13 protein-coding genes and 1 pseudogene are annotated in these 13,375 nt (G+C 70.2%); 9 read left to right on the top strand and 5 right to left on the bottom strand.

All coding sequences use genetic code 11. The annotated features are described in order from the left end of the window. Positions 1-461 precede the first annotated feature (461 nt). The 3 genes from RH94_RS12245 to RH94_RS12235 are packed head-to-tail and all read left to right on the top strand — an operon-like array spanning position 462 to position 3,920. Complete coding sequence (locus RH94_RS12245) at positions 462-773, top strand: hypothetical protein (protein WP_073947635.1); 312 nt, start codon at positions 462-464, stop codon at positions 771-773. 58 nt (positions 774-831) lie between these two features. Next, the gene (locus tag RH94_RS43155; protein ID WP_234425719.1) at positions 832-1,986 is read left to right on the top strand and encodes a TIGR02391 family protein; all 1,155 of its coding nucleotides are present in this window, start codon (positions 832-834) and stop codon (positions 1,984-1,986) included. A gap of 59 nt (positions 1,987-2,045) precedes the next feature. Then, positions 2,046-3,920 carry a phage portal protein gene (locus RH94_RS12235; protein WP_073947634.1) on the top strand — a complete coding sequence of 625 codons (1,875 nt, stop codon included), beginning with the start codon at positions 2,046-2,048 and terminating at the stop codon, positions 3,918-3,920. Positions 3,921-4,379: 459 nt separating this feature from the next. Here RH94_RS12235 and RH94_RS12230 read toward each other — a convergent pair whose 3' ends face one another. From RH94_RS12230 to RH94_RS12215, 4 genes and pseudogenes are all read right to left on the bottom strand, one after another. After that, positions 4,380-6,011, bottom strand: coding sequence for a protein kinase domain-containing protein (locus RH94_RS12230; RefSeq protein WP_234425718.1), 1,632 nt, complete (start codon positions 6,009-6,011; stop codon positions 4,380-4,382). Positions 6,012-6,299: 288 nt separating this feature from the next. Next, positions 6,300-6,476: pseudogene (locus RH94_RS12225) on the bottom strand (IS5/IS1182 family transposase); the annotation flags it as partial. A 104-nt stretch (positions 6,477-6,580) separates the two neighbouring features. Beyond that, complete coding sequence (locus tag RH94_RS12220; protein ID WP_073947632.1) at positions 6,581-7,501, bottom strand: NADP-dependent oxidoreductase; 921 nt, start codon at positions 7,499-7,501, stop codon at positions 6,581-6,583. 193 nt (positions 7,502-7,694) lie between these two features. Then, a complete protein-coding gene (locus RH94_RS12215; RefSeq protein WP_199880932.1) occupies positions 7,695-8,447 on the bottom strand; it encodes an endonuclease domain-containing protein in 753 nt (250 codons plus the stop codon). Positions 8,448-8,599: 152 nt separating this feature from the next. Between RH94_RS12215 and RH94_RS12210 the strand changes: the two genes are divergently transcribed. The 6 genes from RH94_RS12210 to RH94_RS12185 all read left to right on the top strand — a co-directional run bounded on the left by RH94_RS12210 (position 8,600) and on the right by RH94_RS12185 (position 12,490). After that, positions 8,600-9,343 carry a hypothetical protein gene (locus tag RH94_RS12210; protein ID WP_073947630.1) on the top strand — a complete coding sequence of 248 codons (744 nt, stop codon included), beginning with the start codon at positions 8,600-8,602 and terminating at the stop codon, positions 9,341-9,343. Positions 9,344-9,459: 116 nt separating this feature from the next. Further along, the gene (locus RH94_RS12205) at positions 9,460-9,870 is read left to right on the top strand and encodes a K structural protein (RefSeq protein WP_073947629.1); all 411 of its coding nucleotides are present in this window, start codon (positions 9,460-9,462) and stop codon (positions 9,868-9,870) included. Between the two features lie 13 nt (positions 9,871-9,883). After that, positions 9,884-10,933, top strand: a complete 1,050-nt coding sequence (locus tag RH94_RS12200; RefSeq protein ID WP_073947628.1) for a major capsid protein — start codon at positions 9,884-9,886, stop codon at positions 10,931-10,933. A 1-nt stretch (position 10,934) separates the two neighbouring features. Further along, a complete protein-coding gene (locus tag RH94_RS12195; protein WP_073947627.1) occupies positions 10,935-11,258 on the top strand; it encodes a hypothetical protein in 324 nt (107 codons plus the stop codon). A 78-nt stretch (positions 11,259-11,336) separates the two neighbouring features. Continuing rightward, on the top strand, positions 11,337-11,657 hold the full coding sequence (locus tag RH94_RS12190) for a hypothetical protein (protein WP_073947626.1): 321 nt from the start codon (positions 11,337-11,339) through the stop codon (positions 11,655-11,657). Then, complete coding sequence (locus RH94_RS12185) at positions 11,657-12,490, top strand: hypothetical protein (RefSeq protein ID WP_073947625.1); 834 nt, start codon at positions 11,657-11,659, stop codon at positions 12,488-12,490. Before RH94_RS12190 ends, RH94_RS12185 begins: the two co-directional genes overlap by 1 nt. Positions 12,491-12,675: 185 nt before the next feature. Here RH94_RS12185 and RH94_RS12180 read toward each other — a convergent pair. Next, on the bottom strand, positions 12,676-13,375 hold a 700-nt coding region (locus tag RH94_RS12180), incomplete at its 5' end, for a WD40 repeat domain-containing protein (protein WP_407697302.1).

Here is a 13,375-nt window from a genome sequence, read left to right as displayed (position 1 = left end):
TCACGACAAACTCGCCGTCCGTTACGAAGCCACCGTGCTGGTCATGGTCATCAACGAATGGCTGTGACCAGCACGTTCACAACAGACCCCCCGGCAGGAGTGCCTTCTGTCGGGGCAGCACGTCATATCCGTACGCCTCGAGGGGTATGGCGATGGACAGTGCTACTGCGTTGACCCGGCACGGCCTGGGGGATCGCGGTCTGCGCATCACCACCTGCTTCAAGCCGCGAGGAGGGTCACCTGGGTCGTCGGCATGGACTCCTCCGACCGCATGGACGTCGCCGTGCACGGACTGACCGAACTCGCCGACCCCGACCAGCTCGCCGCCGTCGCCGGACACATCTACGACGACCGCCTCGGCGGACGCCGATAACCCCCCGAAAACGGCCCCACAAAGGCCAACAGCCCCGCAGCGCCAGGTCCATAGGACCTGTCCGCCACGGCTGCTAGCGTCACCGCCCATGACGATCAAGGGCATCATCGGCGCCGCCGGCATAGCGTGCGCGGCCGTCACCGCAGGCGTGATCTGGCTGTGGCCTCACCCGGACGCACCCAAGCCCCCCACCTCCGAGGAGATCAAAGCCTCCGCGCAGGCCCGCCTGGACGCCTCCCTCGACGAGGGGCGCACCTACCGGCAGGTGCTCCTGGACGACGACATGGAACCCTCGGACGAGCTGTGCCAGGCCATCTGGGACCGCAAGCCGCGCGCCAACCAGCAGGAGCTGCTGTACTCGATGTGGATGCACGGCTGCGCCGACGAGCCCAACCAATAGCCCCACGCGCAGTAGTAGCCTGCGGGCATCGTTCAGGCTCGGCCGCTGGGGGCAGCACGTGATCGTTCGGACCATCGCGCCGGAGGGAATGCCGCGTCCCACTGGAAAGGAAGGCCGCGTCCTCCTCAACGCGATCTGGACGTACTTCAGCGAACACCATCGCTGGCCGACTTTCGACGACATCGATCGGGAACTGTTCGCGAAGGGCCTGCAGTTCGAAGAGGTCGTACAGCAGCTGTGCCCCGCACTGCTGCTCGGAGTTGCCCCCGACCTCTCGCAGTTGCCACAAGGCTCGCAGGAACTGGCCCTGACCATCGCTGGCGCTGCGAACTGCACCGGCACCGGACCGGCCATCCGCGTATTCCTCGGCATGGTGCGCAAAGCGGCCGGAATGGAGCCAGCCTGGCGGCCCGCGGACCGCGGTGAGCTGCCATGGATGAATCCCGGAGACGTTGCACACCTCCCGGGGATCGACCCGCCACTCTTGACCAAGGAGGTCACGTTCGCCGCCGCCACGTTCGGGCAGCGTGAAACCTGCTTCCGCGGTGGAAGCATCAACCGGGAGGGGCTGGACTGGTCGCTCAACTTCGACCGGAGCATTCGGCCGTTCGCTGACGTGCACCGGCTGCAGGACTACTGGCGCATCCGCGAGCAGGTGCTGGGGATGGAGCGGACCGAGGCCGACAACCGGCCCTTCGCCAAGCGATCCACACTGCACGGACCCTTCGCACTTCCCGTACCGGTAGCGACGCCACCCGCTCCGGCCGCCCGCGCCGCGGGATCGTCGGTGTCGATGTCGGTCACCTGCAACCTGCATCCGCTGATCGCGAAGGTCGCTGCCGAGCGGTTCAACAGCGGCTTCTACGTCGACGCGGTGAGTCGCGCATTCCAGGCAGTGGAGCACCGCGTGCAAACGCTGGCCGACGAACCCGATTTTGGTGAAGGGCTCATGGGCCGTGCCTTTGGCGCCAAGCCAGGCCCCCCGAAACTCACGGTGACCCGGTCCACGGGCAACTCGCTGGCGAGCGAGCAGAACGGCATGCAGTTCCTCTTCAAGGGCGCGATGGGCGCGCTGCGTAACCCTCGGATGCACGGGCCGGACGAGAAGGACGCTCGCGACGAGGCCGAGGAGATGCTGGTGTTTGCCAGCTTCCTCATGCGGCGTCTCGACATCGAGGACGACAAGCGCAAGGCCGCCACTTCGGGTTCGTGATCACACACTGCCTCTAAGCTGGCTGCAGGCGCGGGGCCTGGTCGCCTGGAGGGGCACCCGTGAGGCTGCGCGAACTGCTCATCGACGCCTGGTCGTGGCTGAATTACAAGCAGGCCATGGCCGATCCGAACCGGCCCGGCCAGCACGCGTTTCCCGAGCTGAACACTTCGTGGGTGCCTGCCGAGGACCTGCGCCGCCTGGCCGCGTACAAGGTGCTCGCCGCGTACGACTCCAACCAGGCCGGGCAGCTTGCCGCCGTCACCGGTGACGGTCACGGTGTGGAGCGCCGCGAACTCGGTGATCCGTCCAAGCTGATCGACACCACCCTCGGCTATCTGCTCGGTGCGGAGCAGACCATCGTGGTGCCCGGCGCCGACCACGTCGGCCAGGACGGGCCGGCCCCGGAGGCGGCTGCTGCGGCCGACCTGCAGGAGCGGCTGCGTGCCTGGGCGGACAAGGAGCTGCTGCCGCTGCGCGTCCAGCAGTGCGAGCGGTGCGCGGTCCGCTGCGGCGACGGCGTCTACACCCTCGCCTGGGAGCCGACGAAACAGCGGGTGTTGCTGCGCACCTACGATCCCGGCTTCTACTTCCCTGAGTGGGACGAGGGCGAGCAGGACGCCCAGGAGTACCCGAACCGTGTGCACTTCGCGTGGGAGCTGCCCGCCGACCCGGCACGCGGCCTCAAAGCCCGGGTGCGCCGGATCACCTACGAACTCGCCCCGATCGGCTGGGCGACCCGGCCGGCCGCCGTGGACGGGCGTAGCGTGCGCGAGCTGGTCGTCGGCGGCGACGGCGAACCGGTCCTCACCGCTGGCGACACCCTCGACGCGGCGACGGGCACGGTGACCCGCATCTACCCGTGGGCGCCGGGCAAGCCGTCCGCGATCACCTGCTACCTCACGGACGGCGAATGGCTGCTGGAGGACCTCGGCCGCGCCCACGACGTGTTCTCTCTGCCTCCGGACAAGGCCAGTTACCGGGTGCGCTCCGACGGCCAGGTCCTCGACCGCCTGGACCTGATGGTGGACTTCATTCCGGTGGTGCACATCCCGAACTCGATCCCGGACGTCGGCGAACACTGGGGCAAGTCCACCCTGGCGACCCCGCTGCAGCTGCTGGACGAGCTAGCCGCCACCGACACCGACAGCGCGTCCGCCTCGGCGACCACCGGCACACCCATCGTGGCCCTCGCCGGGGCCCGGCTGCCCATGGACCGCACTACCGGGCAGCCGCTGCCGGTGCGGGTGGAGGCCGGGTCGGTGTGGCAGCTGTCCGACAACGGGCGCATGGATACCCTCGACACCTCCGCGCAGCTCGCCGAGCTCCGCGAGCGCGTCGACCACCTGATGGACCGGCTCGCCTCCAACACGCGCCTCACCACGGCCGGACTCGGCAGCCTCGACCCGGCGAAGGTGCCGTCCGGGTACGCGCTGCAGCTCGCCCTGAGCCCGCTGGACTCGTTGGTCGGCGCGATGCGCCTGGCCCGCAACCACAAGTATCAGCTGCTGCTGCGCATGGTGCAGCGCCTGCACCAGGCCGGGCGGGTGTGGCCCGCCGGCGAGTCGCTGCCCGCACGCCTGGTGTGGGGTGCGCATACGCCGACCGACCGCGCCTCCGTCCTCAAGGACGTCACGGAGGGCTACGTGGCGGGCGTGTTCTCCCTGGAGACCGCGGTGCGGATGCTGCAGGAGGCCGGGTATCCGATCGACGACGTTGCCAAGGAGATCGAGCGCATCCAGAAGCGGGCCTTCGACCAGGCCGCCCGCCTCGCCGACGCCACCGGCGACAACGGGGCCGTGCGGGAGTACTTGCAGCTGCCCGAAGCCGACCCGGTGCCAGCTGTGCCGCTCGTCCCTCCGGGTCAGACTGCGCCGGACGGGCCGCCGGGCAAGGCCGGCGAGATCGGCCCGATGGGGCCTGGGCCTCGCTACTAGGGAGAGAGCCCGAGTGAGAGGGCTGGGTCTCGGGCCGTCCCGGGGCCGTCTGAGGCCGCTCGGTAGCGGACAACGACGACCAATGAGAACCACTCAGTTGCCTGTGAACGCCGCCAAGAGCAGCGAAAACGCAAGTCAGCAAGCTCGGAGACAAGACCCAGGCAAGAAGAAGTAAGCAGTATTGAAAGCACCGAAGCCGGCCGGCCCGAGGGGATCTCACCCTCGGGCCAGCCGACCAATGGTGTTCGTAGGTGCCCACGCTGCCACAGATGACTGCGGTGAACGGCCGCGGGCGTCGCGGGTGAAAGATGTGGCCAGGAAAGGTAGCTTCGGGGACACACTCCACGGCTGCGCAGGTCCAGGGCATGAGATACTCGAAATTCGGCTGCGACGCGCGGCCTTACATATCATCCCTGTCCCAGGCCATCGCTCTTCAAGCGAAGCCCGCAGCGTGTGCCGTCATGTCTGCACCGCGTACAGGCTACCGTCCCAGCTGCCGACGTAGACCACGCCGCCGGCCACCACCGGCGAGGAGTACACCTCGCCGTCGGTGGGGAAGGCCCAGCGCTGCTTTCCGGTTGCGGCGTCCACCGCATACAGGTTGTGGTTCCTGCTGCCGACGTAGACCGTGCCGTCGGCCACCGCTGGCGACGAGTACATCACAGCATTACTGGTGGGAAAGGCCCAGTGCCGTTTTCCTGTCGCGGCGTCCACCGCATACAGGTTGTAGTCACTGCTGCCGACGTAGACCACGCCGCCGGCCACCACCGGCGACGAGTCCACAATGCCGCCGGTACGGAAGGCCCAGCGCTGCTCAGTGGAGGAGCTGTTGTCGAGGATCTTCCAGGTGGTGAGGGCGGTTCCGGCGGCGAGCGCGGTGCCGGTTAGGGAGAACAGAGCACGGCGCCGGGACATGAGCGGCTTGGGTCCGGGGAACTGGCCGTGCGGCGGAGGTGTGGGGTCAGCCGACTGTGGTGCCGGGACGGATGGGCTGGGGACGTCAAGGGCGGGCTGTCCCCCCGTCCGGGGGGCCTGATGCACCCCCGGTGTCGCCGGGGCAGCGGAAAATGCGGGTTGGGGTGTCTCCGGCAGTGTGGAGGCCACCGAAACGCCGGCGCCGGGCCAGGTTGCCGCAGGCGGCGCGGGGGGCATCGCCGGGGGTGGGGTACGAGGCAGGGCGGTGGTGGCGTTCTCCTGGACGAGCTGGGTGACCGGGTCGGGCATCCAGCTGGGCTCGGTCAGCAGTGTGGCGGCGTCCGCCTCGCTCTCCCCGCCCGTGCTGCCCGCGGCGGTCAACCGGTCGAGCAGGGCGGCCACGGTGGGACGCTGGTCGGGGAGTTTGGCCAGGCAGGCGGCAACCACCTCGCGCAGCTCGGCAGGGAGGGCGTCGATGTCGGGCTGTTCGTGCACAGCGCGGTAGTGCAGGGCATGTGGGGTGCCCGTGCCAAACGGCCCTGTGCCGGTGGCGGTGTAGGCCAGCACCGCGCCCAGGGCGAAGACGTCGCTGGCGGGTCCGATGGGCCGGCCGGTGAGCTGTTCGGGGGACATGAAGCCGGGGGTACCGATCGTCATGCCGGTGTGGGTCAGCATGCTGGCCTCGCTCGCGACCGAGATGCCGAAGTCGATCACCCTCGGGCCGTCGGGGGCGAGCAGCACGTTGGAGGGTTTCAGGTCGCGGTGGACGACCCCGGCCGCGTGGATCGCCTCCAAGGCCTCGGCCAGCCCCGCGCCGAGCGCCAGGACAGACTGGGCTGGCCAGGGCCCGTGTGCGGCGATTGCCTCCCCCAGCGACACGCCGGGCACGTAGACGGTGGCCAGCCAAGCCGGGGAGCCGTCCGGGTCAGCGTCGACTACCCCGGCGGTGAAGGCCCCGTTGACCCGCCGAGCAGCGGCGACCTCGCGGGCGAACCGACGCCGGAATTCGCCGTCTTGCGCCAGCTCCGGACGCACCACCTTCACCGCGACCGGACGCCCGCCTCGCGAGCGCGCCAAAAACACCTGGCCCATGCCGCCCGCGCCGAGCCGCGACACGATCCGGAACCGCCCCACCTGCCGCGGGTCCCCCGGCTCCAGAACCTCGAACCCCGCCACCCCGCACCCCCGAATGCTGCACAGCCGCAGACGGCCGCTGTGACGCCGCATCATGCCAGAGGCGTTCTTCCCTTCGTACCGTAGGGGCTGTGGCCAAAGGGGAAGCCGGGAGCCACGGCGGACAGGAGGCAGAAGTTCGACGTGGAGTTCCGTAGGGGGCCGTGCGGATCGTGACCGAGAGCGGCAAGTCGGCCGCGCAGGTCGCGCTTGATCTCGGGGTCAACGTGAATCCACACCCGGCGCAAGATCTGCACCGCCGGCAGCTTCCGCAGCTACTCCGGCGCATCGATAGACCGCAACGAGCAGCACCCGGTCCTCGAAGGGCAGGCTCCACGGCCGGCCCCGGCGTACTTCGTCGGCGCCCTCACGGCGCAGTGCGGTCACCAACGTGCCAAAGCAGCGCGAGCTCAGCCCGGTGAACGGGGCTGTCCAGGAAGGCTCCGGCGTCGTGATCACACCAGTCACGCGGTGATCATCCCACTGAGGCGCTGGCCGGCAGGCGCGTTGTCCATCGAGCTGTTGACACCGTCGGTACCCGTTCGAAGTCCCAGCAATGAGTCGCTGGGCTTCTATGCCGGCATGGTGTCTGAGGAAGCCGGGCCGGTGACGCGGAGCACGAGCTTGGTTCCGCCGGTGAGGCCCCTCGAGGACCGGTCGAAGGCGCCGGGGCCCTCATCAAGGGGAAGTACCTCCGTGGGCAGGCCGAGTACGCCGTCGCGGAGCCGGCTGGCGAGGACAGCGAGAGTCTCTGCGTCCGGACGGACGTAGAGATCGGCCGAAGCGAGTTCAGCGCTCGCGGCCGGGGCGTCCGAGGTGATGGAGCACAGTCGGCCACCCGGGCGGACAAGTTCCCCGGCGGTGGCGGCCGTTCCGGGGGCTGCGGCGAGCGCCGCGTCGAAGACGCGCCCGACCTCGCGCGGCCAGGCGGGGCGGCGGTAGTCGATGACGTCTGTCGCGCCCAGGCGGCGCAGCCGGTCGAAGGAGCGGGGGGACGCCGTCGCCGTCACACGGACTCCGGCCGCGACCGCGAGTTGCAGGACGAGGGCGCCGGTCACTCCCGCTCCGTTCGTCACCAGCAGGTGCATGCCGCTGGACAGGTCCAGCCAGTCCAAGGCCTGGCAGGCGGTCAGGCCGTTGACGGGGAGGGCCGCCGCCCGCGCCGGGTCCAGGCCTTCGGGCAGAGGTGCCGCGTCCGCGGCTCGCAGCAGCACCTGCTCGGCCCACAAGCCGCTGTGACCGGGCAGCGGAGCACTGTGGGCCAGCACCAGGTCACCCACGGCAGGGGCCGTGACATCCGGCCCCACGGCGACGACACGACCTGCGCCCTCCACCCCGAGGGCCGCCGGAAAGCGCAGGCCCACGTCCCATCCACCGGAGGCAAGCAGCCGGTCCCAGGGGCCGACCCCGGCGGCCAGGACGTCGAGCAAGATCTCGCCTGGCCCGGGTGACTGGGGCCTGGGCAGCCGTAGCGACTGGACCGGACCGGACATTTCGGCGACCCCGCAGGCCCGCATCCGTGCATCAGATGGCTCCGACTGCGGCATGACGCCTCCGGGGAGAATGGACTCCACCCGAGTGTGCACTGCCGTGCTGACGCAGCGTCGGTCGCCACGCGCATCAGCGGTGAAGCGTCTCACCCCAAACGCCTGAGTCGGCATCGCCCATCAGTTACGGGACAGCGCTTTAGGCCGAGGCGTCCGGTCGGGCGGGACGCCACGGAGCGAGTGGATCGAACCCGAGCAACTCGATCTTGTGTGCCCTCACGGACGCCTTCGGCTCGTGCGCCAGGTACGGCGGATATGACAGCGCCAGATCTGCCGCAGGTGGATTGCTCATGTAGTCGGCCTTCGGGCAGCCCTGCACGTGCGGACATTCCTCCACGGTCCGGTTGCACAGCTTGCACAGAAGGCCGCGCACCTTGCCCGTGGCGTAGTCGTGATCCACCATCGCCCCTGGTAGCGCACCGCACAGGTGGCAGTCTGGCCCGAGGGCTTCGACCAGGGCCGCGCGCAGCCGCCGGACTACGGCCGTCCTGGCCGGGGGCGGAGGCCAGTAGTGCATGGTGACGGTGTAGTTGTCGCTATGGCAGCGCTGTGCCGGCGGCAGGGAAGCCAGCGGCACGGCCTCAGCGGTGGCCTGGACGAACCAAATGCGCTCGACGGACCCGTGCGTCCCGCCGGCGCGGTAACCCTCGGCCAAACCCTCGTCGGTCTCCGTCCACGAGCAGATCTGCCGGTGCTCCCATCCCTGCTCGGTGCGGCCTTTGGCGCAGAGCATCAAACCGTCGCTCATCAGGTGGAAGCGGCCGTCTTTCCCGAGCACGGCCACTCGGGGCGAGGAGGGTTTGGGCACGCCGGACAGGTGGCACGGCTGGCCCGCCTGCTCCCGAACCATCTGCTCAACTCCGTGTTCGCCGAAGTGGGCGAACTCCCACATCAACTTCGCCCGGCGGTACGGGGGAAGGTCATCCAAGGACGGCATGAGCGCATCCTGCCGGGCAGCACTGACAATTTGTGCGCGGGGTCAATCAGGCCGGTGGACCGGGCGGCCCGGTCCGCGAGCAGCACACGGGTTGGGTGGCTGCGGTTGTGGCTACACTGATCGACGGCGCGGGGGCGCTGCTGCTGGAGGACTGGATCCGCATGGACAGGCTGCTGCCCGCCCCCCGTACGCCCGTCGGCTACCGGCGGGATGGCCGGCCCATCTTCCCCATCGTGGGCGCGGACCCCACCGACCCGTCCAACCAGCAGCTCCCGCCCGCCCCGATCCCGGCCGCGCCTGCGGCGCCGCCGCTGGACCAGGAGGCGCTGACCCGGCTCCTGGCCCGCGAGAAGCAGCAGGGCGCACGCGCCGGGGTCCGCGAACTCATCGAGCAGCTGGGGTTCACCAAGGCCGACGAGCTGACCGCGTTCGTGCAGCAGCAGCGCGACGCCCAGACCGCGGCCCTCACGGAGCTGGAGCGGCGCGAGCAGGCCGCCGCAGAGAAGGAGACCGCCGCGGCGCAGCGTGAGGCGCAGGCTGTGGCCCGTGAGCGGGCAGCGGCACGCCGTGCCGTCCTCGTCGGGCTGGGTGCGACCGGCGCTGACCTGAAGGACGCCGAACTGCTCCTGGTCGTCGAGGACGACGCCGACGAGCAGGCCCTCACCGAGGCGGCGGAGGCGTTGAAGGCGCGCAGGCCGGAGCTGTTCGGCACTGCTGGCCCTGCTGTGCCGCCTGCCGCGCCCGGAGGCTCCCCGGCGGGCGGCCCGCCGCCGCGAGGCAGCAACATGCCCAAGCCCGGCCAGCACGGCGCGGAGATGGCCCGCCAGCGCGGCTTCCTGACGGGCAACTGAGACCTCCCACCGGCGGGTCAAGGCCGGATCCGGGGACCACGCCCCCTTCCTCGTGGACGACGCCACCAGCCGGTGAGCGGACGATCACCCGCTTCGTCGCGTCCACGGGAGGACCCATGACCGTTCAGCCGGTCACTACCACCCTGAACCTGACAGCCGACCGGTCCTGGCTGGCCAGCCTGCACGGCACTGACTCGGTCGACTCGATCACCCTCGACATGAGCACGTTCACGTCCGGCACGCACTACGTGCCGTCGACCGACACGAGCATTCCCTACTCGCGGTTCCTGTCCGGCATCCCCGTCGGCAAGATCACCGCCTCGGGCCTGTACGGCCTCTACAAGACCGACGCCACCGACGGCCGCGAGAAGCTCGCCGGGTTCGTGTTCGCCGAGGTGCTGTTCGCACCGGCGCAGACGAAGGTCCCGGCCGCGCTGCTGTGGCACGGCTCGGTGAAGACCGCGAAGCTCCCGATCTCCGTCGCCCCGGTCGCCCCGTCCGCCAGCTGCCAGATCCGCTTCGTGTAAGGAGGCCCTGTCGATGACCGTTCAGGACCTGATCAAAGACATCAGCGTGGCGGACCTGACGACGTTCGCCCGCTACATTCCCACCCCGGCCGACTTCCTGCTCACGCAGACCGTGTTCGCCAAGGTGTCCGTGCAGGACGTCATGTGGCGGATCAAGCAGACCGGCCGCTACGTGAATGCCGCGAAGTACCGCGCCTTCGACGCCTCCGTGCCGTTCGCGGACCGGCAGGCGTGGCAGACGTCCACGCAGGGCATGCTGCCGTCCCTCGGCCAGAAGCTGATGGTGGGCGAGGTCGAGCTGCTGCTGCAGGAGGCGGCCCGGGGCGCGGACGCCTCCCGCCTGGAGCAGCTGCTGTACGACGACGTGGAGCGGCACGTCGAGGCCATCAACTCCCGTCTGGAGCTGGCCGCCGGCGACGTCCTCGTGGACGGCAAGTTCTCCCTGCAGGGCGAGAACGGGCTCACCCAGGAGGTCGACTACAACGTGCCGGCGGCGAACATGCCGGTGGCGCCGAAGCCGTGGTCGGATCCGACGTCGGACCCGATCGCGGACGAGCTGCGCTGGATCGACCACCTCGACGACATCGGCGCGCCCACGCCCGAGGGTGTGTTCACCTCGCGGCGTGTGTACTCCTACCTGGGCGGCAACAACGCCTACCGGGCCGCCTACTACGGCAGCGTGAACCCGTCGACGACGCCGACGGCGACGCTGACGCCGCAGCAGGTCGACGTGGTGCGCGGCAACTACAGCCTGCCGCCGATCACCCTCTACAAGGGGCAGGTCCGTGTGGACGGCGTCTCCACGAAGTGCCTGCCGGACGACCGGTGGATCATGCTGCCGCCGGACCGGGCGAAGTGGGGGCAGACCCTGTACGGGACCACGGCAGAGTCGCTAGTGCTGTCGCGGGGCGGCAACCCGGCGATCGCCCGCGAGGACGCCCCGGGCCTGATCATCACCCGTGGCGGCAAGGACGACCCGGTACAGCTGTGGACCAAGGGCGCGGCGGTCGCGATGCCCGTCCTGTACTCGCCGGACTGCCACATCACTGCGAAGGTGCTGTGACATGGGGCGGCGACTGGCGGCAGCGGTGCACGTGCAGCACCCGCAGACGGCCGAATGGCTGATCCTGCAGCCCGGTGACGAGCCGGACGAGGACCTGGCCGAGACCATCACCAACCCGGCCGCGTGGGAGCCCGACGAGGACGAGGAGGGCGCCGACAGCGACAGCGACCGGGAGTCCGCTGCGCTGAGGGAGACGGAGCCGACCCCGGCCCCGGAGCCGGCGCCCACACCCGAAACTACGTCCGAGCCGACGCCCGCGCCTGCAGCCACGCCCGAGCCGGAGGCAAAGCCCACCCGGACCCGGGCCCGCAAGCAGGCCGAGTAGTAACCCGGCCAGGCCCGGCCCGGCACCCCTATGCGGCGGGGGTGCCGGGCCGCTCTCTCTTCCCGGAAGGACACGCCTGTGGACTCCGCTGTCCTCGCCTGGCTCCTGGCGCAGCTCGGCCCCGCCACCGACCAGAGCGACCTCGAGACCCGCTACACGCGGCTCGGCTCCGCCAAGGCTGTCGCGCTGGAAGTGCTCTCCGAGCGGCGGGCGGCGCTGCTCGCCGAGCCCCTGCAGCTGACCGTGAGCGGTGTCGCCACCCTCGACCAGTCCAACAACCTCACCGGCCTGGAACGGCAGATCGCCTTCGTGCAGGATGCGACCGCGCCTGATGAGCCGGATGGCGGGGACGCCCTGGTCGTGGCCCCGCTGCGGCGTGCCCACGGCTGGCGGCGGTAGTGGGCTACGAGTTTCCACCGCTGACGCCCGGCGACGCCGAGACCGTCGCGGCGCGTGTCGCTGCGGTGCTGGAGGACGCCTGGCAGCGCCTGGCCGCGCACCAGGCCGCCGTGATCGCGGCAATCGGCGACAACGCCCGGTCCCGGATGGTCGCCGACCGGCTCGCCCAGTTCCAGGCCGCCATCGTCGACTTCCAGTGCCGCGTGGACGTGGAGGCCCTCGCGTTCGTGTCCCGGCAGCTGCCCCACCTGTACGAAGAGGGGGCGCGTGCTGCGGCGCGCGCGGCCAGCGGGCACTTCACGTGGACGCTGATCCACCGTGAGGCTCTGCAGTCGCTGGCGTCGGACTCCTACGCCGACTTCCTGCGCCGCTCCGAGGAGCAGCAGCGCATGGCGGCCCAGTTCTACCGGGCCGTGCGGGACGCGGCCCGGCGGGAGGTGCCGCAGCTGGCGGCAGGCCACACCACCGCCCTGCAGGCGGCGAAGGCCCTCGCGGATCGGCTGGCCGCTGAGCATCAGCTGACGTACGTGATCTACCGCAATGGTGCCCGGATGCCGGTGCAGGTATGGGCGGAGGCCGCCACCCTCGCCAAGAGCGCCGTCGCCTACAACGCGGGCACCCTCAACCGGGCCCGCGAGGCGGGCGTGCAGTGGATGGAGGTATTCGACGGCGTCGACTGCGGCTGGACCAGCCACAAGGACCCCGACAAGGCCACAGGCACGCTCCGGACGATCGAAGAGGCCGCGGCGTGGCCAATCTCCCACCCGCGGTGCACGCGCGCCTTCGGACCCCGGCCCTACCAGATGCCCGAGGGCCAGCCGACGCACTCGTGATCACCGGGCCGGAATAGCACCCCGTGCGCCGAACCGCTTCAGCTTGCATGGTGTCCGTATGAGCGCACTCTGGTCGGGCTACATCTCGTTCGGCCTGGTCACTTCTCTGAACTACGACGAGCGATCAGGCGGTTGACGCGAGCAAGGCCCTTCTGCGTCACACCCCACATGGAGGTAGGGGCACATTACGCCCAACCATGTTGGGTGCGTCGGTAGACAGCGACGTCCCTGTTGCTGGCCACGATGATGTCGCCAGATCGGGTCAGCGCAAGGCGCTTGATGCTGTCGAGGAAGATCGCAGCTGTGCTTGATCCCGAGCCTAGGTTCCACACGCGTACGGTGCCGTCGGAGCTGCCGGTGACGGCAGTGGGGCGGCCGTCCAGGTCCGTGCACGCCACCGCGAGCACCGCGTTGGTGTGGCCGGTGAGGGGTTTGCCGAGGGGGCGGCCGGTGGCCAGGTCCCACACCCGCACCGTGCCGTCATTGCTTGTGCTGACGGCGGTGGGGCGGCCGTCCAGCTCCGTGCACGCCACCGAAGTCACCATTTCGGTGTGGCCGGTGAGGGGTTTGCCGAGGGGGCGGCCGGTGGCCAGGTCCCACACCCGCACCGTGCGGTCAGAGCTGCCGGTAACGGCAATGGGGCTGCCGTTCAGGTCCGTGCACGCCACTGTGTTGACCAGGTGGGTGTGGCCGGTGAGGGGTTCACCGACGGGGCGGCGGGTGGCCAGGTCCCACACCTGCACCGTGTCATCCCAGCTGGCGGTGATGGCGGTGGGGCGGCCGTTCACCTTCGTGCACGCCACCACGAACACCGGGTCGGTGTGGCCGGTGAGGGGTTTGCCGAGGGGGCGGCCGGTGGTCAGGTCCCACACTCGCACCGTGTGG

Origin of the sequence: Streptomyces kebangsaanensis, assembly GCF_001906585.1 — a bacterium.
Classification (GTDB): domain Bacteria; phylum Actinomycetota; class Actinomycetes; order Streptomycetales; family Streptomycetaceae; genus Streptomyces; species Streptomyces kebangsaanensis.
The sequence above is the reverse complement of the archived record's forward strand: the minus strand, read 5'-3'. Positions and strand labels throughout refer to the sequence as shown.